Below are 21,816 nucleotides of genomic sequence, written 5' to 3'. Positions count from 1 at the left end.
TGTTTTTTTTATGTAATGATCATTTGCAGCAATTTTCTCGCATATGGCGACTGTACATCCTTCAACTGTTCGATTTGAACGATTTCCTCGATTTGGCCGTTTCTCATCATCATCACTCTGTCACATAGATAAGCTGCTGCCTGAATATCGTGGGTGATGAAAATATAACCCATGTTGTATATCGTTCTTAATTGTTTCAGCAGGTCAAGAATCTGCATTTGAACCGATCCGTCCAGGGAACTGACCGCTTCATCCAACAAAAGGCATCTCGGTTCCGTTGAAATGGCTCTGGCAATACACACCCGCTGGGCTTCACCACCGGATAACTCATGAGGGAATTTTTGGCGGTAGGAGGCGTCCAATCCGACCTGAGTCAACAACCGATCTAACTTTCCATATGAGTCTCGATTGTTATTTTGCAGCTTTAAAGGCTCAAGTAATGCTTTTTCCACCGTATAAAATGGATTGATAGAGGAGGTATAATCCTGAAATACGGCGCTTATATTGCCGAATCGCGTTCTGCGATGGTCAATTCGCTTTCCTTCCCAAATAATGCTGCCGTGATCCGGTTTCTCAATGCCGAGCAGCAATCGTCCCAATGTTGACTTTCCGCTTCCGCTTTCTCCGATAATGCCCAGACACTCGCCCGGGCCCCAATCGAAACTAATATCGGTAAGCACTCGCTTTCGTTCTTTGGAAAACAAGCCGCCCTTTGGATAAGACTTGCTGATATGATCAATGGTAAACATCGCGCTCGCCTCCCATGATCTTCATGAAATGTTCCGTCAGTGCCCGCTTGGAAGAAACCAAGTAACGGGTATAGGCATGCCGGGCTGCGGAGAAGATGTCTTGGGTTGTCCCGTGTTCCACGACATTTCCGTCTTTCATGACCAGAACCTCGTCCGCGATTCGTTTGACAATGCCCAGATCATGAGACACAAAGATCATGGAGCAGCTGATTTTTCCCCTTAATTGATTAAATTGCTCCACAACCTCAAATTGCGAAATCGTGTCAAGTGCCGTTGTCGGCTCGTCCGCAATCACGATATCGGGTTCCAGCACGAGGGCCAGCGCGATCATCACCCGCTGCAGCATGCCGCCGGACAATTGGTGCGGATAACTGTTCATAATGGCGGCCGGTTCCTTCAGCAACACGCTTTCCATGGCCTTTCTCATCCGGGCTGTAATCTCATCCCGGCTCCAGCCGAAATGCCAGGCAAGCGTTTCTTGTAAGTGAACCCCGACTGCACAAGAAGGATCAAAGGCGCGCATGCCGTTCTGCACAATCATGCAGAGCTTCTTCCCTCTTTTTTTCCGCATTTCATTTGCGGAAAGCGTTGACAGGTTGACTTCGCCAAGCAGGATATCGCCGGACTGGCGGACCCCGGCTTTATTTAATCGCATGATGGATCTGCAAGTCAGCGATTTTCCGCTCCCGCTTTCACCCACAATGGCCAGACAACTTCCTTGCTTGACCTCAAACGAGCTATTCGAAATCATCACATTGCCGGTACGACTGTCCCATACTTTCAAATTGGAAACGGTAAGGGTATTCACGGAAATCAGGCCACCTCTTTCCCATGAAGCTTTACAGCTTCGACAAAGCTTTGTTTTTGCTTATACCTTGAGCTCATCAGTTTCGGGTCCAAAGCAATCTGAAGCGCATCGGATAAAAAGTTGACGGCCGATACGACCAGTATGATCGCTAGTCCGGGCGCCAGCATCAACTCCGGCTTTGAGAACATAACGCTCCTTGCCTCGTTTAGCATCATGCCCCATTCCGCATTCGGAGCTTGAATACCCAAGCCAAGGAAAGAAAAACCTGATATTTGCAAGATCATGGAGCCAAATGAGCTGCTTGAAATGACAGCGATGTCAGGAAGCGAGACGGGTATGATATGATTCGCCATAATGCGGATGTTGCCTATACCGAGTGTTTTGGAGAACCTTACGTAATCCGCATCCGCAAATTGCATGACAGACGTCCGGATAATGCGGGCAAACCAAGCCCACTTCATTAATACAAACGCGATTAAAATATTGTCGAGGCCTACGCCCAGAATCCCGATCACGGCCAAGGTCATCACGTAGCCCGGAAAAGAAAGCATGACATCGCAAATGCGCATCAAGACGGCATCCGTTTTCCCTTTGAAGTAACCCGCAATAAAACCGATAACAGCGCCCAATCCCACCGAAATCGATAACGCGGCCAAAACCCAAAGCACGCTGGGACGAATGCCGTATATGATTCGGGATAAAACGCATCTACCGAGATGATCGTTGCCCAGCCAATATTCCCATGAGGAAGCCGCATAGCGAAGATTCATGTGGACTTCATCCGGGTCGTGCGGAGCGAGTAGAGGAGCCAGAATGCCTGCAATAAGGATGGCTGTGATGAAGATCAGGCACAGGGCAGCCAGCTTGTCTTTGCATATTTGACCAAGCAGCTTCATTCTAGAGATCTCTCCTTAACTTGGGATTCAAAGCGGCATTTACAATATCGGCAACGGAATTAAACAAAACAAAAGCAACCGCGAGCACCAGAACATACGCTTGAATGATCGGGAAATCCCGGCTTAAAATGGCTCTTACGCTGAGCGTCCCTAAGCCTGGCCAAGCAAACAAGTTCTCCACGACAACCGTGCTTCCTAAAATAATCGGAATCGCCATACCAAATACGGAAACAGCTACCTGCAAGGAGTTTCGCAGCATATGGAGTATAATTGTACGTTCCGGCAAACCGCATGCTCTGCCGTACAGCACGTAATCTTCATTTAAATTGCTAAGCATCGAGCTTCTGATCATTCTGAAGTAGACGCCGGCAAAGCTGACGGTGATGACGGCAACCGATAAAATGTAGCTTCGGTAGTTGTCCATCCCGCTAGTCGGCAGCAAGTCCAATTTTACGGAAAAATACCAGACCATAAGTGCTGCAAGCCAGTAGGCAGGCATGGAGGTCAGAAAAAAGGCGAGCCCGCGAACGGATTTGTCCAGTATTTTCCCTTCATTTATAGCACATAAGATGCCGAGCGCAATAGATAACACAACTATGGCTGTAACGGAAACAAGCGTCAATGTTAGCGTATTGACAAATGCCGGGCCAAGCAAAGTCCATACCGGTTTTCCCGTCACGTAAGAGTTCCCGAAATCGAGCTGCAAGCAGGAAATAAGCCATTTCACATATCTCGGCAATAAGGGCTGATCCATTCCGAGCGCTGCTCTCGTCTCGGCGATCAAATCATTCGTGATATTCGGTACGCCTTGCGCATGCAGCACGGCTTCGGCTGGATCCAGGGGAGACAGGCGGTTTAAGATAAACGTCATAAACGAAATTGTCACAAGCAGCGGTATTGAGATCAATAATCGGTTAATAATGTAACGGCCCATCGCAGCCTTCCTTTCCAAACAAAGAAAAGGGGAGAAGACACCTTTTTTTCATCTGAAGTGCATTTGCTCAAACGGCAGCTCATATTGTGTTTGCTTAAATGATATGCCCTGTAGTGTCTTTGGCGCGACAACGGTGACGCTGCCGTTCGTAAGAGGGATAAATAAGGCTTCATCGTGAACGATTCTTAAAATATCTGCATATAACGATTTTCGTGTTTTTTCATCGGTTGATACTGTGACAGCTTCAATTTTTTTATATAAATCCGCTGAATTCGCGATCCCTTTGGTCGTGTGCAAATAAGAAGATTCAGATGTGAAGGCAGCAATCGTGCTTTGCGGATCGTAGGCGAGCCCCCAGGTTTGGTTGAAAAGCAGATCATAATCTCCCGTCGTTCTTCTTTTGGCAATAGATGTCGATTCTTCACCGACTAATTCCAGCCCGATTCCAATCTTCTTCGTCGTATTTTGAATGAATTCGGCCTGCGTTTTTTGCGAAGGAGAGTTCGCATCGTAGAATAGTTTCATGGCTAATTTATTTCCAGCTTTTGTTCTGATATCGCTGCCGCTTTCTGAATTCCACCCTGCATTCTCCAGAAGAGCTTTCGCCTTCTCCAAGTCGTAGCCCCGTTTCTTTAATTCCACATCGGCATAGCTGACGTTTGGGGAAAATAAGGTGTTTGCAGCCGTTTCCGTGCCACTATAAATTTGCTTGCTGATCGTTTCCCGGTCGATTGAATACCAGAGCGCTTCACGGACTGCCGTTTCTTTAATAGGGCTGTTCACTTTGCTGCTATTGGCCACAAGCATTTTCGTATTCATCGGTTCGCTTCGGACGATTTGATAATCGCCTTTAGCAGCCAGTTGATTCATGGCTTGCACATCGATACTATCGGCGCCGCGATCATTCGTAAAAATGAAATTGACTTCTCCTTTTTGCAGCGCCAAAAAAGTGGTTTCTCCGGCGGGAAGTACTTTCGCTGTAATTTTCTTTACCTTGGGAGCGCCGCCCCAATAACTTTCATTCGACTCGAATGCGGCATACTGCTCCGTCTTATGCTCTGCGAGTTTATAAGGGCCGGTGCCGTGGTATCCTTTTACGCCATCTTTTGTGCCTCCGTTGACAAAATCTTTGGGCGAGAGGAACGCGTAAGGTCTGGTCATGGCCAATTCCAACAAAGTGGGGTAATACGTTTCGGATAACACAATCTTAACGGTATATTCATCAACTACGTTCACGCTGACGATCTTTGTTGAAAGCTTGATCCAGGAATGTTTGCTTGGATTGCTTTGGACCGCATCGATGTTTTGTTTCACCGCTTCCGCATTAAACGGCGTTCCGTCATGAAACATTACGCCTTTTCTTAGGTGAAACGTATAAGTTTTCCCGTCAGGGGAGATGTCCCACGATTCGGCGAGCGACGGTTTGATGCCGTCTTTCGTATTTTCAACGAGCGATTCATACACCATCCCTTGCGCCGGTATGGATCCTGCATACAAATGAGGATTCATGTCATTGATATCTTTGGATGTCGCATAAATCAGTTCCGTGCTTTTGCCCGATTCTCCCGTGATTTTCTCTTTGTTTTCGCCGCATCCTGCCAGCAGCAGAGTGGCGGCAAGCAGCACAGATGACAATGTAACCAATTTTCTTTTCATATTGGACCCTCCATGGAAATGATATTTCCATATTATATTTGTTTTAACTGAACCCGAGTTCTTACATATTTACTCTATTTTTATTTTGCTAGTTGCTTCAATTAAGCAATGGGGGTTCTCGTTCCCGGATAATCCAATTTAGATATTTAAATGAATATTTAGCATTATCGCTATGTGAATGAAAGTAAGAACAATTCTCACAATTAATAGTGGTTAAATTATCCATATATAAACCTCCCAAGCTATGCAGTTCAGATTTGTCGATTGTATTCATACTTCTTTCTGATGAAAAATAGTGCTGTCTAGACCATGTGAGCTGACACCCACTGGAAATATAATATTGAAAAGATGACATTCATAACCATTAATAGTAAATATTACTGTTTAATAGTATGATAGACTTGGATGTAAGTCAATGTTTGATTATTGTATAAACTATTGACAATTCGGCAAATATGTTTTTTTCAAGATGGGCTGAATTACAAAGATGGATCAAGAATCTAAATTTACTGCCGAAAAAAGGAGATAGAAGGGCGCGCATTCAGTCGCTGTAAATCGGAGTTTATGAACAGCAATCAAGGTTCACACTTTACCAATGCGGAATATCTGAATCTGTTAGGAAAAAAAGGCATAAAGGACTCACTTGACGGAAAGGGTTGGGCAGCGGACAACAGCCGAACAGGGCGTTACTTTCACTTCAACCCCCCCTGGAAAAACGCAACCGCGGCGATATCTCGAATGTAGGGAATTTTGTGTCATTAAATGTATGTGAATTTGTGCGATGGTAAAAACCAACCATGTAAATACAATTGTCGGGTGACAAGAACATTATCTCATTAATTGCCCCATAAACCGGTATATGGAAAAGGGCATTCCGAAGAAGTGATAGGCAAAGCCTTAAAGGGCGACCGCAGCAGGGTAGTTCTCGCGACCAAGTGTGGCATGGTGTGGGATGAGAACCTGAAGGTTTGAAGTGATCTACACCTCTAATCCTGGGGGCTAGCCCTCGGCTATTTATCGCGAAAGAATGCTGTCACAAGCAGCTTAGTAACGGAATTTCTGTATGAGGGTGTTTTCAAACTGCACTTTTTTTGACAACTCCAATTTCAAAAGCAATTAAGGCTTTTGGAGGCTAGAAACCTCATTGCATTTGAGGGCTATTCAGTAACCAGTGCCGCATTTCATGTTGGCTATCAAAGTCCTTCACAGTTTAATCGAGAGTACTCCCGCTTCTTCGGTTCATCTCCAGCCCGGGACACGGAGAAACTAAGACGATTCGAAAGCACGAGGGATTAATACGTCTTTTCTGAGACCGAGCTTGTTCAATTTTTATGGTGCACTACGTTAATTTGAGTAAAATTGCATAAATTCATGTTTTTAAGGGTGTTCAGAAATCAGTTGTTAGACAGTCTGATGTACGGTGATATGAGAAGATGGGGGCTAGCAGCCCCTCTTACTCGATTTTACTCGTCATCCTTTCGTTAGCTAAAACGCTAAGAAATCTGGTGGAACTTCGGGGGTTTTCTCTTTAAATGAGTTTACATAAAAATATTGATTGACCCGATCAACGACAAGCAAAATCGACATATAACTCTTAAATTTGTCATGTTCACGAAAAACATTACTCGGGTACTCAATCTCTATCCTTGAGAAGAAGCAATGGATTGAATTTCATGTATATCTATGCAAAAAGGCCCCAAAATAGGACTTTTTCGCCGCGGTCATCAAATTCTAATGAATTCTGAAACAACAATAACGGAACCACGCGGGTTTGCGGTCTCCGTTTTCTAACTGGAATATCACATATTGAGTCAATTTGTAGGCACGATCTCCTGAACAATGAATTGAGCTCCGTGAGAACCGACTTTCTGAAGGCAAGAGATTTCCATTTTTTTGAGATCATGTATTGACAACAACTCCAATTAAATCCTATAATGCGAATAGGAAACGTTTCCGAATTAATATCGGGAAAGGTGCTGATAAATAATACAAACAGACAAAATAACGATAAAAGAAGTGGCGAATCATGCAGGGGTCGGAATAGGAACTGTTTCCAGAGCGATCAACGGATCAGCCGGAATCAGCGCCAAAACGAAACGGAAAATATTTGAAAGCATCGAGCAGCTCGGCTATTCGCCTAATCAAATTGCCCGCAGCATGCGGTCCAACAAATACAAAAGCATCGGTTTCTTTGTCGATATCTCCAATGTGGCGTTTGCTCTTATCGCCAAAGGAATACAAAGCGAATTGGACAATTCGTCCTACACGCTGTCGCTGTGCGATATTGGAACAAGCGATGTGGCGGGAAAAATAACGTCTTTTTTGGAAAGCCGCAAATTTGATGGCATCATTCTTTCGACACCGACGGAAAATGACGATGATTTGCAAAAGCTTTTTTCCAAATTAAACGTTCCGATTGTTACGCTGGACCGGGATGTGCCGGGTCTTGTTGCCGGAGTCGTTACGGACTACTTCAGCTCGGTGAAGAAAGCGACGGAGTATTTGCTCACATTAGGGCATCGCGGCATTGCATTGGTGGGCGGCACCGGCAAAATACGCCCTACGAAAGTAAGTATCGAGGCATATAAAGAAGCGTTTCGCGAGCAGGGTCTGGCATTTGACGAAGGATTGATTCTGGAGGGGCAGTTCACGAATGAATCGGGAAAAATGCTTATGCTGAACCTGTTGCCCAAAATAAAAAGCGGCAAGGTGTCGGCGATTTTATCACTTAATAACCAGATGTTTCACGGAATTCTCGAATCGATCAGAGAAAACCAATTGGAATATCCGCGGGATATCTCGATTATAACGGTTGAGGACAACGAATTGACCAAGTTGCTGAGCCCTGCAATCACGGTGATTCGGCGTCCGCTAGTAACGATAGGACAGAGCATATCTCGCATTCTGATCAAGTACATGGAAGAGCCTGAGCTGTACGGCAAGATGCCTTCCGCTGTCGTTCCGACGGAATTTATTGTTAGAGATTCGTGCAGCTTATGTAAATAATTTTTTTTCAGCAAAACAGGAAACGATTCCATTTAACAGAATATTAAATAAAATTAAAAGCGGGTTTCGGTCGAAATGACAGCGCTCGCAAACGATGGATACTAACCGATGTCAAAGGAGACGGGAACTATGCAATCGCGGATTCGCAGTGTGGAAGCCATTCCGGTTAAGATGCCCCTAAACAAAATTTACAAGGGCAGCAATTATTTTATGTCTCATCGCGTGACAGTCGTGACTCGCATTACGACAGAAGACGGAGTCGTGGGGGAAATATACAACGGCGATGAAATCGATCATCTGGACGCCATCATAAGCATGATTCAAAACGACATTGCACCACGGATTATCGGCGAGGATATTTTTGATATGAACGGCATCTGGAATAAGATTTATCCGCTTACGTTCAACATTCTTGCCGACCGCAAAGTGGCGTTAAATGCGATTGCCTGTGTGGACAGCGCGCTTTACGATTCGATCGGCAAAACGTTAAATCAGCCTTTGGTCAAGCTGTGGGGGGGCACAAAAACGTCTTTGCCCGTTATGCTGATCGGCGGTTATTACACCGAAGGAATGGATGTGGACGAAAAAACGATTGTCGCGGATATCGAAAGCTATATGGAGATGGGAGTGGCTGCCTGTAAATTCAAGGTCGGCGGAAGAAGTCCGGAGGTTGACGCCAAACGTGTGGAAATTGCCAGAAAAGCTGCTGGTGACGACTTCATCCTAGCCGTCGACGCAAACCAGGGGTTTGAACGAAGCGATGCTCTGAAGTTCGCGCTGGCCGTACAGAAGTTTAATATTCGCTGGTTCGAGGAGCCCTGCCGCTGGAGCTACGATAAAGCCGCGATTAAGGATATCCGCATGATGTCCGGAATTCCTGTAGCGGCCGGACAAAGTGAAGTTTCCCCGGCTGTGTGCATCGAAATGATGACCAGGGGATCGATTGACGTTTGCAACTATGATGCCAGCTGGAGCGGCGGGCCTACGGTATGGAGGCAGGTTGCTGGCGCGGCAGCGGCGCTGGGGCTTGAAATGGCCCATCACGAAGAGCCGCAAATATCGTCCCATCTGCTTGGAGCAGCGCCGACGGGAACTTTTCTGGAGGTGTTCCATCCCGACCGCGACCCAATGTTTTATGCCATGATCGAGGACCGCAATCCTTTTATAAACGGATATTATGAAATCCCGAATGCCCCTGGCTTCGGCATTAAGCTGAACTGGGATTGCATCAACAAGTACCGTTTGGATAAGTAATGGGGGGATACTGATGGCACTGACCGTGGAAAAATTAAAACAATTACATTTGACTGCCGCGTCCGTTAGAAAATTGATTATTGAGACTGTTCATTACGCCAATGCAGGGCATGTAGGAGGACCACTTTCCGCTGCGGATATGCTGGTTGCGTTATATTTCGAGCTGATGAACATTAAACCGGAGCAGCCGAATTGGGAAGACCGCGACCGCTTTGTTTTGTCCAAAGGGCATTCGGCGCTGGCTTTGTATTCCGTGATGGCGTTAAGAGGTTATTTACCCGAAGAGGAATTAAAAACATTCGATACAATCGATTCCAGGCTACAGGCTCACCCGGATATGAACGTATTGCCCGGGCTCGATATGTCGACAGGTTCGCTGGGCCAAGGCATATCCGCAGCTGTGGGCATGGCGCTTGCCGCAAAGCTGCAGGGAAAAAGCTATACGACTTATTGCATGGTCGGCGATGGAGAAATTCAGGAAGGCCAGGTGTGGGAAGCGGCGGATGTGGCCTACCGTTACGGCTTGGACAATTTGATCGTGCTGATGGATTACAACAAGCTGCAGCAATACGGATGGGAAGCGAAGGACAAAAGCCGGGAACGTCCGGTGCAAAATCCCGAGCGCAAGTGGGAAGCTTTCGGCTGGAATGTCATCACGATCGACGGGCATAACTTTGAGGACATTATACGGGCTTGCCGCTTGGCTCAAGCGCATACCGGCACGCCGACGGTTGTGGTCGCCGAAACGGTGAAAGGAAAAGGAGTCAGCTTTATGGAAAACGCCTATTTATGGCACTCCAAAGTACCTACGGACCAAGAGTTGGAGCGGGCCGTAAATGAAATTTCCGCGGGGGGGCTGAGTTAATGGCGAAATTAACGCTGGAGAAAACATCGATGCGGGATGTGTTTGGCGAAGTGATTTTGGAGCTGGCCAAGTCCGATCCCAAAGTTTACGCGCTGGACGGGGATTTGGCCAATTCCACCAAAATCAACACGGTCGCCGAGCAGTTTCCGGAGAAATTTCTGCAGATGGGAATTGCCGAGCAAAATATGATGGGCGTGGCAGCAGGGATGGCCAGCGCTGGTCTGCAGCCTTGGATCGCCACGTTTGCGGCATTTTTGACCAAACGCAGTCTGGATCAAATTTCCGTCGTCGTCGCACAGCCGAAAATGGACGTTAAAATGATCGGGGCGTACAGCGGGCTGCTTAATGGTTGCGCCGGAAAAACCCATCAGGCCGTAGAAGATGTGGCGATCATGAGAAGCTTGCCGAATATGGCTGTGATCGCGCCGGGAGATACGGGGGAGTTAAAACAGGCTATGCAGTTTGCAAACCGCTATAAAGGGCCGGTATATATTCGCGTTGCCCGGGACCCGGTTGCTCGCGCTTTGCCTGAAGAGTATACGTTTATGTTCGGAAAGGCAGTAAAGCTGAGGGAAGGCAGCGATGTCGCCATTATTACATCCGGAACGCAAACAGGCCGATCGTTGTGCGCAGCCGCCGAGCTTGAAAAAGAGGGGATTTCGGCGATTGTGCTGCATGTGCCGACTATTAAACCGCTGGACGTCGATGCGATAATCGCGGTCGCGAAACAAACCGGAGCCGTCGTAACAGCGGAAGAGCACAGCATTATCGGGGGACTCGGCGGAGCGGTAGCGGAGACGCTGGCCGAACATTATCCGGTGCCGGTACTGCGGGTCGGAGTGGAAGACATCAATATTCAATCGGGCTCTAACGAGGCGCTGCTGGATAGGTACGGATTATCGTCCCGGCACGTAGTTCGAAAAGTAAAGGAAATCTTAAGGAAAAAATGAAAGGGGATGCGGCATGACAAACGAGCGGGATGTTATCACGATCGGCAGCATCATCGGCGGCTGCGCGGATTTTTCCGGAGAAACGTTTCCTGTTTACAACAAATACAACGGCGAGCTTCTGGCCCACGTGCATAAAGCGAGCCGCGAAGTTGTCGAGAGGGCGGTCGGGAATGCGCTGCACACGTTCAAAACGAATACATTGTCCCCTGCGGAGAGAAGCGGCATCTTATCGAAGGCAGCGCGAATGCTTCAGGAACGCAAAGAGCAGTTTGCGGCGTCGCTTGTCAAGGAGGTTGGCAGGACGATCAAGGATTGCCGGGTGGAAATAGACCGCGCCGTTACGACGTTTACAATCGCTGCGGAAGAAGCGAAACGAATAACGGGGCATTGCGTACCGATCGCGGGTCAGCCGGGCAACGAAAATCGTCTATCGTTTACGATTCGTGTTCCTGTTGGCGTCGTTTGCGCGATTACTCCTTTTAACAATCCGATCAATTTGACGGCCCATAAAATCGCGCCGGCTATTGCGGCAGGCAATGCGACGGTCTTGAAGCCGGCCGAATTGACACCCATATCCGTCATGCTGTTGGTCGAGGTTTTGCAGGAGGCCGGGCTGCCGCCCGGATTTCTCAATGTAGTGAACGGCTTCGGCCACGAAACGGGACAGTATTTGCTTGAAGACGATCGCATCAACATGTACACGTTTACAGGAAGCCTGCGCGTCGGTAAACATATCAAACAATCGACCGGAATTAGAAAAGTCACCCTGGAGCTTGGAAGCAACTCTCCGAATATCATACACCGCGATGCGGGGCCGCTGGACGAAATTGCCCAATTATCGGCGCTGCGCGGGTTCACGACAGCCAACGGGCAGGCGTGCACATCGGTGCAAAGGCTGTACGTGCATAAAGATATCCACGATGAAATTACCGCCAAAATGGTACAGTTCGCTTCCACCCTCAAGGTCGGAAATCCGGAGGAGTCAGATACGGATATCGGCCCGTTAATTTCCGGGAAAGAAGCGGCAAGGATCGAAGCGTGGGTGAACGAGGCGGTTGCGGAAGGAGCGCAAATCCTTTGCGGAGGCAAAAGGGACGGTTCGTTCTATCAGCCAACGATCGTTACGAATGTGAAGCCGGATATGAAGATCATGTGCCAGGAGCTGTTCGGGCCGGTCATCAACATCGTCCCGTATGACGATATCGACTGGGTGTTCGAGCAAACAAACCGGTCGGAGTACGGTCTCCAGGTCGGAATTTTCACAAACGACCTGCAGCTTGCTATGAGAGCGGCGCACGAGCTTGAGGCGGGCGGAGTCAACATTAACGATGTCTCTTCCTTCCGTTCGGACATTATGCCGTATGGAGGAATCAAAAACAGCGGTCTAGGGAAAGAAGGCCCGCGTTACGCGATAGAGGAAATGACGGACGAGCGCATCGTTAACATCAAGATGTAATTCTGCTGCGGATGCAACACAGACAGGTTAGTGGGTTATCACGGTATAGGAAGGGGTTCAGAGAATGAAAGCGTTAATGAAAACAGGCAGAGGTTACGGAAACGTCGAGCTCCGCGACGTGGAAGAACCTGTTTGTGCGGACAATTCCGTAAAAATTGAGGTTCGGTATACGGGAATATGCGGAACGGACCTGCACATTTTGCACGACACCTTCATGAATTATCCGCCTGTCGTGCTGGGGCACGAATTTTCTGGAGTGATAGCTGAAGTGGGTGCGGCGGTTAAGCATCACCGGGTAGGAAGCAGGGTCACCGTGCTTCCTTCCACTGCGGTGACCTGCGGAACATGCTCTTATTGCAGGCAGGGCAAATACATGTTTTGCCCGCAACGAAGAGGAATGGGTTACGGCGTGCACGGCAGCTTTACGAAATATGTGGTCGTTCGCGAGGATATGGTGTACCGACTGCCGGACCATATCCCACTGGAAGTCGCCGCATTGGCAGAGCCGCTGGCATGCGCGGTGAATGCGCTGGAAGAGCTGACTTCGATTCAGGCCGGCGACCGCGTGCTGATCTCTGGGCCGGGGCCTATAGGCTTGCTGTGCCTCGCTTTGCTCGTCGGACGCGGCATCCGGGTTGTCGTGGCCGGAACGACGGAGGATGCGGAGCGCCTGCAGCTGGCGCGGAAATTGGGTGCGGATTTGACAGTGGATGTGTTGAAAGAGGATTTGCATTCCATCGTGCAGGCGGAAACGGGCGGTCTAGGGATGGATGTGGCGATTGAATGCGCCGGGGCCGGGCCGTCGATTTCCAATTGCCTTCATGCGCTGAAAAAAATGGGCAAATTCATTCAGGTCGGCATAGCAGGCAAGCAGGTGACACTTGATTACGATTTGATTTTATTCAAGCAAATACAGCTGTACGGATCGGTAGGGCATTCTTTGTCGACCTGGGACAGAGTCATCCGCATTTTTGAGCAAAACAAGATCCGTCTGCAGGACGTCATTACTCATCAATTTCCGCTAAGCCAGTGGCAAGAAGCGTTTGAGCTTTGCGAAAAAAAGCGGGGCGGCAAGGTGCTGCTTTATTACGACGACAATAAAGAAGGGGGCAATGCATTTGAAAGCGGTTGCTGATAGACCGGTCACTACGAGATCCGCCGTGCTTCAAGGTCCTCTGCGGGTCGAAATGGAGGAGAGAAAGCTCGGTGAACCGGGGCCCTTGGATGTACTTGTAAAAATGATGGCGGTTGGCGTATGCGGCTCGGATGTTCATTATTATGAGCATGGACGAATCGGGAACAAACAGGTTGAATATCCGTTCATCCAAGGTCATGAATGCTCCGGCGTTGTGGTTGGTGCCGGAAATCAAGTCACGCGGGTTAACATCGGTGACCGGGTGGCGATAGAGCCCGGGGCGGCTTGCCTTCGTTGCGAATATTGCAAATCCGGCCAATACAACTTGTGCCCTTCCGTTCAATTTTTGTCTTCTCCGCCGACAAACGGTGCGTTTACTCAATACCTCATTCACCCAGAGCATCTTCTGTTTCCGATTCCGGACCGCCTCTCATTCGAGGCTGCCACCCTTGCAGAGCCGTTGTCGGTAGGCATACACGCTTGTCAAAGAGCGGGCCTAGCAACTGGAGCGACGGTGCTGGTCACGGGGCTGGGTCCTGTCGGGCTTACGGCGGTCATAGCTGCCAAAGCGCTTGGCGCTAAGCAGATTATCGTTTCCGACGTCGAGCCGTTTCGCTTAAAGCTCGCGGAACGGCTTGGAGCGAGTGCAGTCGTTCATGCAGCGGAGCAGTCAGTCGGCGAACAGGTTTTGAAGGCAACGCAAGGAAAAGGGGCAGATATCGCGATCGATACATCGGGGCATCCGGATGTGCTTAACACAGCGATTGAAGTCGTCAAACGCGGCGGCAAGCTGGTTTCGGTCGGGTTCCCGGGGACAGAGACGGTACCGCTCAATTTAACGCAGATGCTGCTTAAGGAAATCGATCTTTGCACTGTATACAGATACGCAAATACGTACCCACTTGCCATTCAAATATTGGCGTCCGGTGAATTTGATATTGCACCGCTCATAACCGACCGCTACTTCTTAGAGGAAACGGGGACGGCAATGGAGCGGGCGAGAACGAACAAAAGCGGCAGCTTGAAAGTGATTGTATACCCGCATGGACATAGAGAGGGGACAGACCAATGAAAAAGCTGATCAGCCTGACACTTGCAATTAGTTTGATTTTTATAGCGGCATGCTCCAATTCCGGGACTGCGCCGTCAGGGACAGGAAGCTCTGCCGGTAAAGGAGAGCAAGCAGGTGACGCTGCCAAGAAAAAAACCGTGTTGAAAATGAATATGGTTGCATCCAGCTCGGATAAAACGTACACTTATTGGCAGGATTTCGCCAAAGAGCTGACCGAAGCGTCCAAGGGTACTCTTGAAGTTCAGATTTACCCGACCGAAACGCTGGGCAAAACGACCGATACGATCCAAGCGATCTCCTACGGGGCGCCTATATTGCAGGACAGCGATCCGAGCCATCTTGCCGATTACGTTCCGGACTTTTCCATCTTTATGCATCCGTATTTATTCAAAAAACCCGAGGATATTGAAAAAGCCTGGAAATCCGATATAGGGCAAAATTTATCCCGGAAGCTTGAGGAGAAAGGGCTGAAAATCGTCACCCTTGTCTACTTCGGCACAAGACATCTTATTTCCGGCAAAGAGGTTGTCACCCGCGACGATACGAAAAACATGAAGATCAGAAACGCGCCGACCAAGATGTGGAACGAAGTGACGAAGGTATTGGGAGGAAATCCGACTAATACGGCCTGGAGCGAAGTATACACCGCTTTGTCCCAAGGCGTCGCCGATGCGGCCGAATCTCCGCTTTCACTGCTTTATTCGTCCAAGTTGTACGAGGCCAAAAAACATATATCTCTGACCGGGCATTTGGTGGCGACAACCTCTATCGTCATGTCTAAGCAAGTTTACGATTCACTGCCTGCGGAAGCCAAAAAAGCAATTGACGAGGTAGGGCAAGCGTATCCTGCCAAGCGGGCTAAGCTGATCACCGACATCGAAAAAGAGTTCCGTCAGAAGCTGGAAACGGAAGGCGTTAAATTCAATGAAGTTAAAAAAGAAGGGTTTATCGAGGCTTCCAAAAGTGTCAGCAAGAGCTTTCCGGAATGGACGCCAGGACTTTATGACAGCATGCTGAAAGCCATTCAGTAACCGCGGTTAGTTCGGGTATACGAATATACAGCGCGAATTGCGAATGACAAGGGTGATCCGTATTTGCGCTGTATCCGCCTCTGCCAAACCTTTTTTTCTGATGAAACGGGGTGTATTTATGAAGTGGTTCATCCAGCATTTTGAAAAACTCATCAGTTCGTTTGCATTCGCCGTTATGCTGATCATGGTTATTATCAACGTCATTTCGAGGTATTTCTTCGGGCATTCCTTCAGTTACACGGAAGAAATCGCGTTTATGGGATTTACGTATTGTGTGTTTTTCGGGGTGTGTATCCTTTACAAAAATCATGCGCTGATCGCAATTGACGTCATCGTAGACCGCCTGCCGCCTCATGCGAGGCATGCGGCTAAAATATTTAATTTTGCCCTTTTGACCATCGCCAACATGTATTTCATTTATTTGAGCACGAAGCTGTCCATTGGCGCATGGGTGCGGCCTACAGCTGCTTTGCGGATTCCCTACACTTTTATCGATATGTCGGCAGCGGCGGCTTTTGTACTTCTAACGTTATATTCCGCGAGATTCCTGATCGATGCGGTCAGGGGAAAAGAAGCGGCATCAACGACACCTGAATAATTGCAGGAGGGTCAATATGGGGCTTGTACCGTTTATCCCGATCATTATTTTATTTGTGCTTTTCTTTCTGAGAGTTCCGATTGCGTACGGGCTGCTTATAGCAACATTTGTATATTTTGTGTTCATCAACGACACAATGCCGGTCGCACAAATTATGCAAACCATGGTCGCTTCGACTGAGTCGTTTCCGTATTTGGCCATCCCGTTTTTTGCCTGTGCGGGCGTTGTGTTTAATTATTCCGGTATATCCGAAAAATTAATCAAACTTGCCGTATTACTGCTCGGCCATTTAAGAGGTGGAATGGGGCAGGTGAACGTACTGTTGGCCGCCATGATGGGCGGACTTTCCGGTTCGTCCAACGCCGATGCCGCCATGCAGACCAAAATCATCGTGCCGGAAATGGAAAAGCTCGGGTACGGCAAAGGTTTTTCGACCGTAGTGACAGCGGCTTCCTCCGTAATAACTCCCATTATACCGCCCGGAATTATACTCATTCTTTATGCGGTAGCTGCTAATGTATCGATTTCGAAAATGTTTTTTGCCGGCTACATTCCGGGGCTTGTGATAATGGTCGCGCTGATGGTGTTGGTATCGTTTATATCCAGGAAACGCGGCTATGCGCCATCAAGGGACAAACGAGCCACCTTCAAGGAAATATCGCGCCAACTGCTGGATTCCATCTGGGCGTTGATTTTGCCTTTCGGTATACTGCTCGGGCTTCGTTACGGCATGTTCACGCCTACCGAGGCTGGCGCAATCTCCGTTTTATACGCGGTGCTCATTGGCGCATTTATTTATCGGAAGCTTCAATGGAAGGATGTGCCGGCGATTTTACTCGAATCGGTGGAATCGACCGCAGGCGTTATGTTTATTATCGCTGCGGCCAACGCCTTCGGCAGTTATCTCACTTGGGAGCGTATCCCGATTACCGTATCCGAAGCGCTGGTCGGCAACATCAGCGATCCATATTTGATGCTTTTCGTCATCAACGTATTGCTGCTTATCGTAGGCTGCTTCTTTGAAGGCGGGGCGGCCATGATCCTACTCGCACCACTTCTTATACCGGTGGTCAGCAGTATGGGAATCGATCTCATTCATTTCGGCATACTGATGTGCATTAACCTTACGATTGCCGGATTCACGCCGCCGTTTGGCACGATGATGTTTATTACGACTTCGATCGCTAAGGTAAGGATGGAGGAATACGTTAAAGAATCTTGGCCTTTTATCGTTCTGTTTATAGGGATATTGTTTCTGCTGTCTTACGCTCCTAAAATCGTGTTATTTTTACCGAATTTATTGTCATAATATGCGGTAGTAATGAAGGGGCTGGCTCTTAAACAAATAGTCTACCCTTCTTTAGAAAGCTTATCAAAGTCTTCTATAGTTAAGAACGGGCAGCCTTATAGCCCTACATCCTTCAGATAGTGGAGATGACAGAAATAATAAGGCACATCCGGCAAATACCAGCCGGATGGAGGACTGGCCGTCACTGATGATGCCCATTTGTAATTCGTCCAGACTGGCCGTGAGCAGGAGCGTAGGCCATGCTCCAGACATGAATCACCCCTTCGAGGAGGCTGTAAAATTGTTTGTGTAAACTCTCAAACCCGCATTTAGGGTATGAGAAGCATGACGTTCAGAACAAACAAACCTCCAATAGCCGAAACGGCAAAAGTAAGAAAACCATTATCAGCGAATACGGGGAACATGAAAATCGAGGTTCCGCGTGATCGTCAAGGCGAGTTCGAGCCGGTTGTGTACGCCAAGGGAGTCAGCACGAGAGAAAGATCACCTCGAGCAGCTGTACGGCGTTGAAGTTTTGCCTACGATGATTTCTAACGTCATTGGAATGAAAAGATGCAGGGAAATGTTCAGGGCATTCTAGGGTATAAATTAAGAGTCTCATTTTAAAATAAGAACATCTATGCATAAGAAGCCGCTTAGTTGCGGCTTTTTCATTTTAACGATATACATTCTTGTCAAAAGTGAAAATAAATAAGGATAATAAAACCAATTGGATTGTGACACAAACCATGTAAATTTGTCGGGTGACAAGAACCTTATCTTATTAAGAGCCGCGTAAATCGCGGCTCTTGTGTTTTATGGGATAAAGTTCTTGTCAAAATTCAATGACAAGAACTTTATCCCATTCCCGAAATTGACAAGAACCTTATCTCATTCCCGACGGATGGCGGGGAGGGATTTGTGGATTGGAAATCGGCCAGGGGAAGCCTAGCTAGTATAGATTAACAAATAACTACACTACTTTATTGGAAAAAGGTTACCTTTCACATCCGTACACAGAAACCTTGTTTATACACGATCTGGTATTCCCCAACAGAGGTAGGCGTTGACGGATTTCCAACGGCAATTGGATACGTTTTATACTTTTGCCCTTGAACGCGTACAATCATTTGATGAAGCTCAGGGTATATGTCTATCGTATGCTTTGGCCTGCAATAATCGGAAAAGGCAAGTCGGCAAAAGAAAGAGAGGGCTTTGCTCCATCCACAATGGTCAACATGATTGTAGCCACAGTGAGGTAACGAAGTATTACATAACGTAAACTTGGAATTTTTTAACTCCACAAGTAAAAATTTCATAGATTACCCCTGCAGCGTGAGTCCATTCATCGTTTTAAGAACACCCCAACTTACTGATTCCAACGTCTATATTTTTGCGTACATGGAAATACTCGGAATACCAAGGAGGAAGAGCGGTGGAATTGACGATGAGTGACTCAAACCAGAATGGGCCGGGTTCCGCAAACAAAAGAAAATTGGATGGATGTCTTAAATCAAAGCGATATACAGTTGATCGGCCTTAGAGGTGTCACCGAACATACTGCAGGATGCGGAGCGTCTGTTCGAGAAGTGCGGTAGACGCATACTGATGAATTTCGATCGTAACGGCATCCGTACGAAGGATGATCGCCGCTTGTTCATGACTCGCTTCGGAACGTGGGGCGTTCGTCCGCAAAGATGGAGGGAACGGTACTAAAATTGGTTCATTCGGGGATGAGAAGGCAGGGAGAGATTCACACGCAGCTTCACGGACCTTTCGAAGCCAGTAGTAATAGCTTTTCACATTGACTTCGTGACCGGCACACCAACGAACCACGGTCTGGCCACTGGAACGGCATTCACGAATGATCTCGGTCCACTGCTGGAGTCGATAGCGATTCCTCATCTCTACAGTTTGCAATTGGACACACTCCCATTAGAGTTTTTCGAGTAAAGTCGAAAAACTCCAACGACTTACTCTCATGGAATTGTCTCAAAATCTCGACTGCATTGGAATACACCATCTTGTTAGACGCTTACTGTGAAGAACCGAAACGCCTTCTAATTGATCAATAAATAGTAAACAAAAAGGAGGCTTCCCATTTGCAATATGAAAAAGATGTGATATCCGCACAAAACCGGATCGCTGCGCGATAGTCTGCTTGTTCGGTTGAGGAGATGCTCATCGATCCCGAAATTGAAATTAATCAAGCGACTTTCTTATTTGAAGTAGATATCAATCTAGATGGTAGGTGGTACATGTCTGATTTATGTGGAGATCACGTAAGAGAGACGATTATGCTTGTAGGTAGAAACATAATTGGGAAACGACACATACTGACAAAAGAAGTCAAATTCTTGTACAGAATCATGTTGTATGGTAATATGAGGCTGTATATCCCAAATAATCCCTTTGTATTGAGGTAAAATATAAGAAAATGTAAATTCAAAATGGGTTAGGCCCTTTGTGAATTGGATGAGTAAAAATAAACTTATTTCCTCATAGTGTTTAAGAAAAATAGAAATGTGAATTAAGGCATGAACGAAAATACTATCCACGTGCATATTATTCGATGGGGGTGAGTAGGTAGAGAACAAGACCCGCGTGAGATAATAGAAATCTGGTTTCAATAAATATTTTTCCTTTATTTATATTTATTTCCTTATTTCTTACTGCCGTCTAATATGGATAAATAGGCTCCTTGAAGTTTTGGTTATGCAATGTAGATATCTTTAAGTTTCAAATTTATTCTCAGTGCCGCTTTCTTGGTGCCGGAGCTCTACATTACTGTCTATAAATTGTTACAAATATGATTGTTTAGTTTATGCAAATTTTAAATTCTTTTGGATTTTTAATTAATTAATTTCAAGACATTATGTAAAGTAGATGGAATTCGAGTATTTCTAGGTTGAATGGGTATGGTATTCTCCTATTGATAAATCTTTAGCGATTAAATTATCCTAACATCCAGCTAATAATGATTATTAAATTTCACAATCACTTCTGATTATTTATACAAAGAATTACTTATTTTCAAAATATTAATTATTCACGAATTTATAAGGTCTGTTTTTGCGTAAACTTATTTAAAGAGAATTCCCTCTCGGAGGAATTTCAAAAATTCAGCGTAAAAGCGACCTACCAAAAGACGGAGAGTTGTAGCAACATCCCTCCAGTATTGGACATGGTTTGTCCATTTGAGGGTGGTATCCTCCTTAGTTAGATAAAGCATCTAAAGCAGTGCTTCGTCACTTGAAAGAGGCTCTTTGCCCCTTGTTACTTTATGAAGCTGCCAACGGTAGCTATCAATAATGTTCGTGGTCTAAACCAATTATTCAATTTGTGGTGGGCATTAAAAGAATGTGGAAAGCTCATCCCGGTTTCTGCACCATGATTGTAAAACAAGTGGCTGCTTCGCTCCCAGATTTATTCAAATCGATCCAACTCCACCAAAGCAGCTTCTTCAGTCACTGCATTGTGATCGGCTTTAAATCCTTTGTAGGTTACATAGCGCGTGGAAGTGCGAATCTGGTGAATGATACATTTTTAAACTTCGGTCTGGGAATAGCAAGAGGTGATATCCTGGGTGAAGCCAGCCAAATTATCCGCGAGTGTCCTTAACGCAACGGTTTACAGCTCATTTAAAACACTGATCCAAAATTTAGTCGATTCGTTTTCGCTGATTCACATACCGAGTATGTCTTTGTTGCCGTCTAAGTCGATACCAATGAAAATGTACCCCTTGCAGCCGCCGATTCTGCCACTCTTTGATCAGTGAACGATTTTGTTAGTTACATTGGAGATGAACGTTGGGGAAAACTCAATGCCATACACATTTTGCAGATGTCCCTAGATTCCCCACATGCTCATGTCCTTGGCGTTTAAGGCCATCCCGATTTATTAGACTGGTGCTTTTTCACCATGAGCGGTTCAAATTCACCTAAACGATCACGAGAACTGCAATTCCCTACTCGGCATGCTTTTCGACTTCACATTATCTTATCCATAGCCCTAATTAGAGTCCTTTCAGATTCCAGCATCTTCAACAGTGTTTCAGCGATCAGCTCTTTTAAGGTACTTTATGCATCTTGAGCAGTAACCAGTTTGTTTTTAGCAAT

General features: G+C 46.9%; 18 protein-coding genes and 2 pseudogenes. 14 read left to right on the top strand and 6 right to left on the bottom strand.

From position 1 onward, the window contains the following. Positions 1 to 8: 8 nt before the first annotated feature. From EYB31_RS34655 to cntA, 5 genes are read right to left on the bottom strand one after another with little or no spacing between them, the layout of a single operon-like run. Entirely contained in the window at positions 9 to 749 is a 741-nt protein-coding gene (locus EYB31_RS34655) for an ABC transporter ATP-binding protein (protein ID WP_131018167.1), read from the bottom strand. Then, positions 736 to 1,557 (bottom strand): staphylopine uptake ABC transporter ATP-binding protein CntD, encoded by an 822-nt coding sequence (cntD, locus tag EYB31_RS34650; protein ID WP_131018166.1) that lies wholly within the window; start codon positions 1,555 to 1,557, stop codon positions 736 to 738. Before cntD ends, EYB31_RS34655 begins: the two co-directional genes overlap by 14 nt. A gap of 5 nt (positions 1,558 to 1,562) precedes the next feature. After that, the gene (gene cntC / locus EYB31_RS34645; protein WP_131018165.1) at positions 1,563 to 2,453 is read right to left on the bottom strand and encodes a staphylopine uptake ABC transporter permease subunit CntC; all 891 of its coding nucleotides are present in this window, start codon (positions 2,451 to 2,453) and stop codon (positions 1,563 to 1,565) included. A 1-nt stretch (position 2,454) separates the two neighbouring features. Then, positions 2,455 to 3,387: a nickel/cobalt ABC transporter permease gene (opp1B, locus tag EYB31_RS34640; RefSeq protein WP_131018215.1), complete on the bottom strand. Its 933-nt coding sequence runs from the start codon at positions 3,385 to 3,387 to the stop codon at positions 2,455 to 2,457. Between the two features lie 48 nt (positions 3,388 to 3,435). Continuing rightward, positions 3,436 to 5,043, bottom strand: a complete 1,608-nt coding sequence (gene cntA / locus EYB31_RS34635) for a staphylopine-dependent metal ABC transporter substrate-binding lipoprotein (RefSeq protein WP_131018164.1) — start codon at positions 5,041 to 5,043, stop codon at positions 3,436 to 3,438. Positions 5,044 to 5,883: 840 nt separating this feature from the next. Between cntA and EYB31_RS34630 the strand changes: the two genes are divergently transcribed. From EYB31_RS34630 to EYB31_RS41610, 13 genes and pseudogenes are all read left to right on the top strand, one after another. Then, positions 5,884 to 6,015 (top strand): aldo/keto reductase, encoded by a 132-nt coding sequence (locus EYB31_RS34630; RefSeq protein ID WP_131018163.1) that lies wholly within the window; start codon positions 5,884 to 5,886, stop codon positions 6,013 to 6,015. A 141-nt stretch (positions 6,016 to 6,156) separates the two neighbouring features. Further along, positions 6,157 to 6,339: pseudogene (locus EYB31_RS34625) on the top strand (helix-turn-helix domain-containing protein); the annotation flags it as partial. 720 nt (positions 6,340 to 7,059) lie between these two features. Then, a complete protein-coding gene (locus EYB31_RS34620) occupies positions 7,060 to 8,049 on the top strand; it encodes a LacI family DNA-binding transcriptional regulator (protein ID WP_131018162.1) in 990 nt (329 codons plus the stop codon). A 129-nt stretch (positions 8,050 to 8,178) separates the two neighbouring features. Continuing rightward, positions 8,179 to 9,303 carry a mandelate racemase/muconate lactonizing enzyme family protein gene (locus tag EYB31_RS34615; protein ID WP_131018161.1) on the top strand — a complete coding sequence of 375 codons (1,125 nt, stop codon included), beginning with the start codon at positions 8,179 to 8,181 and terminating at the stop codon, positions 9,301 to 9,303. Positions 9,304 to 9,316: 13 nt separating this feature from the next. After that, positions 9,317 to 10,168, top strand: coding sequence for a transketolase (locus EYB31_RS34610; RefSeq protein ID WP_170318296.1), 852 nt, complete (start codon positions 9,317 to 9,319; stop codon positions 10,166 to 10,168). Continuing rightward, positions 10,168 to 11,118 (top strand): transketolase family protein, encoded by a 951-nt coding sequence (locus tag EYB31_RS34605; protein ID WP_131018160.1) that lies wholly within the window; start codon positions 10,168 to 10,170, stop codon positions 11,116 to 11,118. The genes EYB31_RS34610 and EYB31_RS34605 overlap by 1 nt, the downstream gene beginning before the upstream one ends. 13 nt (positions 11,119 to 11,131) lie before the next feature. Then, entirely contained in the window at positions 11,132 to 12,574 is a 1,443-nt protein-coding gene (locus EYB31_RS34600; RefSeq protein ID WP_131018159.1) for an aldehyde dehydrogenase family protein, read from the top strand. Between the two features lie 64 nt (positions 12,575 to 12,638). Continuing rightward, positions 12,639 to 13,709, top strand: a complete 1,071-nt coding sequence (locus tag EYB31_RS34595; protein WP_131018158.1) for a zinc-dependent alcohol dehydrogenase — start codon at positions 12,639 to 12,641, stop codon at positions 13,707 to 13,709. Then, positions 13,687 to 14,781, top strand: coding sequence for an NAD(P)-dependent alcohol dehydrogenase (locus EYB31_RS34590; RefSeq protein WP_131018157.1), 1,095 nt, complete (start codon positions 13,687 to 13,689; stop codon positions 14,779 to 14,781). The genes EYB31_RS34595 and EYB31_RS34590 overlap by 23 nt, the downstream gene beginning before the upstream one ends. Then, the gene (locus tag EYB31_RS34585) at positions 14,778 to 15,812 is read left to right on the top strand and encodes a DctP family TRAP transporter solute-binding subunit (RefSeq protein WP_131018156.1); all 1,035 of its coding nucleotides are present in this window, start codon (positions 14,778 to 14,780) and stop codon (positions 15,810 to 15,812) included. Before EYB31_RS34590 ends, EYB31_RS34585 begins: the two co-directional genes overlap by 4 nt. Positions 15,813 to 15,930: 118 nt before the next feature. Beyond that, entirely contained in the window at positions 15,931 to 16,410 is a 480-nt protein-coding gene (locus EYB31_RS34580; protein ID WP_165452773.1) for a TRAP transporter small permease, read from the top strand. A gap of 16 nt (positions 16,411 to 16,426) precedes the next feature. After that, positions 16,427 to 17,719 carry a TRAP transporter large permease gene (locus tag EYB31_RS34575; RefSeq protein ID WP_131018154.1) on the top strand — a complete coding sequence of 431 codons (1,293 nt, stop codon included), beginning with the start codon at positions 16,427 to 16,429 and terminating at the stop codon, positions 17,717 to 17,719. A gap of 308 nt (positions 17,720 to 18,027) precedes the next feature. Beyond that, a pseudogene (locus EYB31_RS41610) lies at positions 18,028 to 18,257 on the top strand (transposase); the annotation flags it as partial. 989 nt (positions 18,258 to 19,246) lie between these two features. Here EYB31_RS41610 and tnpA read toward each other — a convergent pair. Then, positions 19,247 to 19,603, bottom strand: coding sequence for an IS66 family insertion sequence element accessory protein TnpA (gene tnpA / locus EYB31_RS41605; protein WP_131018213.1), 357 nt, complete (start codon positions 19,601 to 19,603; stop codon positions 19,247 to 19,249). A 1,455-nt stretch (positions 19,604 to 21,058) separates the two neighbouring features. On the opposite strand from tnpA, the gene EYB31_RS40490 reads away from it, so the two are divergent. Next, complete coding sequence (locus tag EYB31_RS40490; protein ID WP_165452772.1) at positions 21,059 to 21,319, top strand: hypothetical protein; 261 nt, start codon at positions 21,059 to 21,061, stop codon at positions 21,317 to 21,319. The last annotated feature ends 497 nt before the right edge of the window (positions 21,320 to 21,816 follow it).

The sequence above is a fragment of the Paenibacillus thalictri genome, from assembly GCF_004307995.1.
Taxonomy (GTDB): domain Bacteria; phylum Bacillota; class Bacilli; order Paenibacillales; family NBRC-103111; genus Paenibacillus_AF; species Paenibacillus_AF thalictri.
This window is presented reverse-complemented; position numbering and strand designations above follow the sequence as displayed.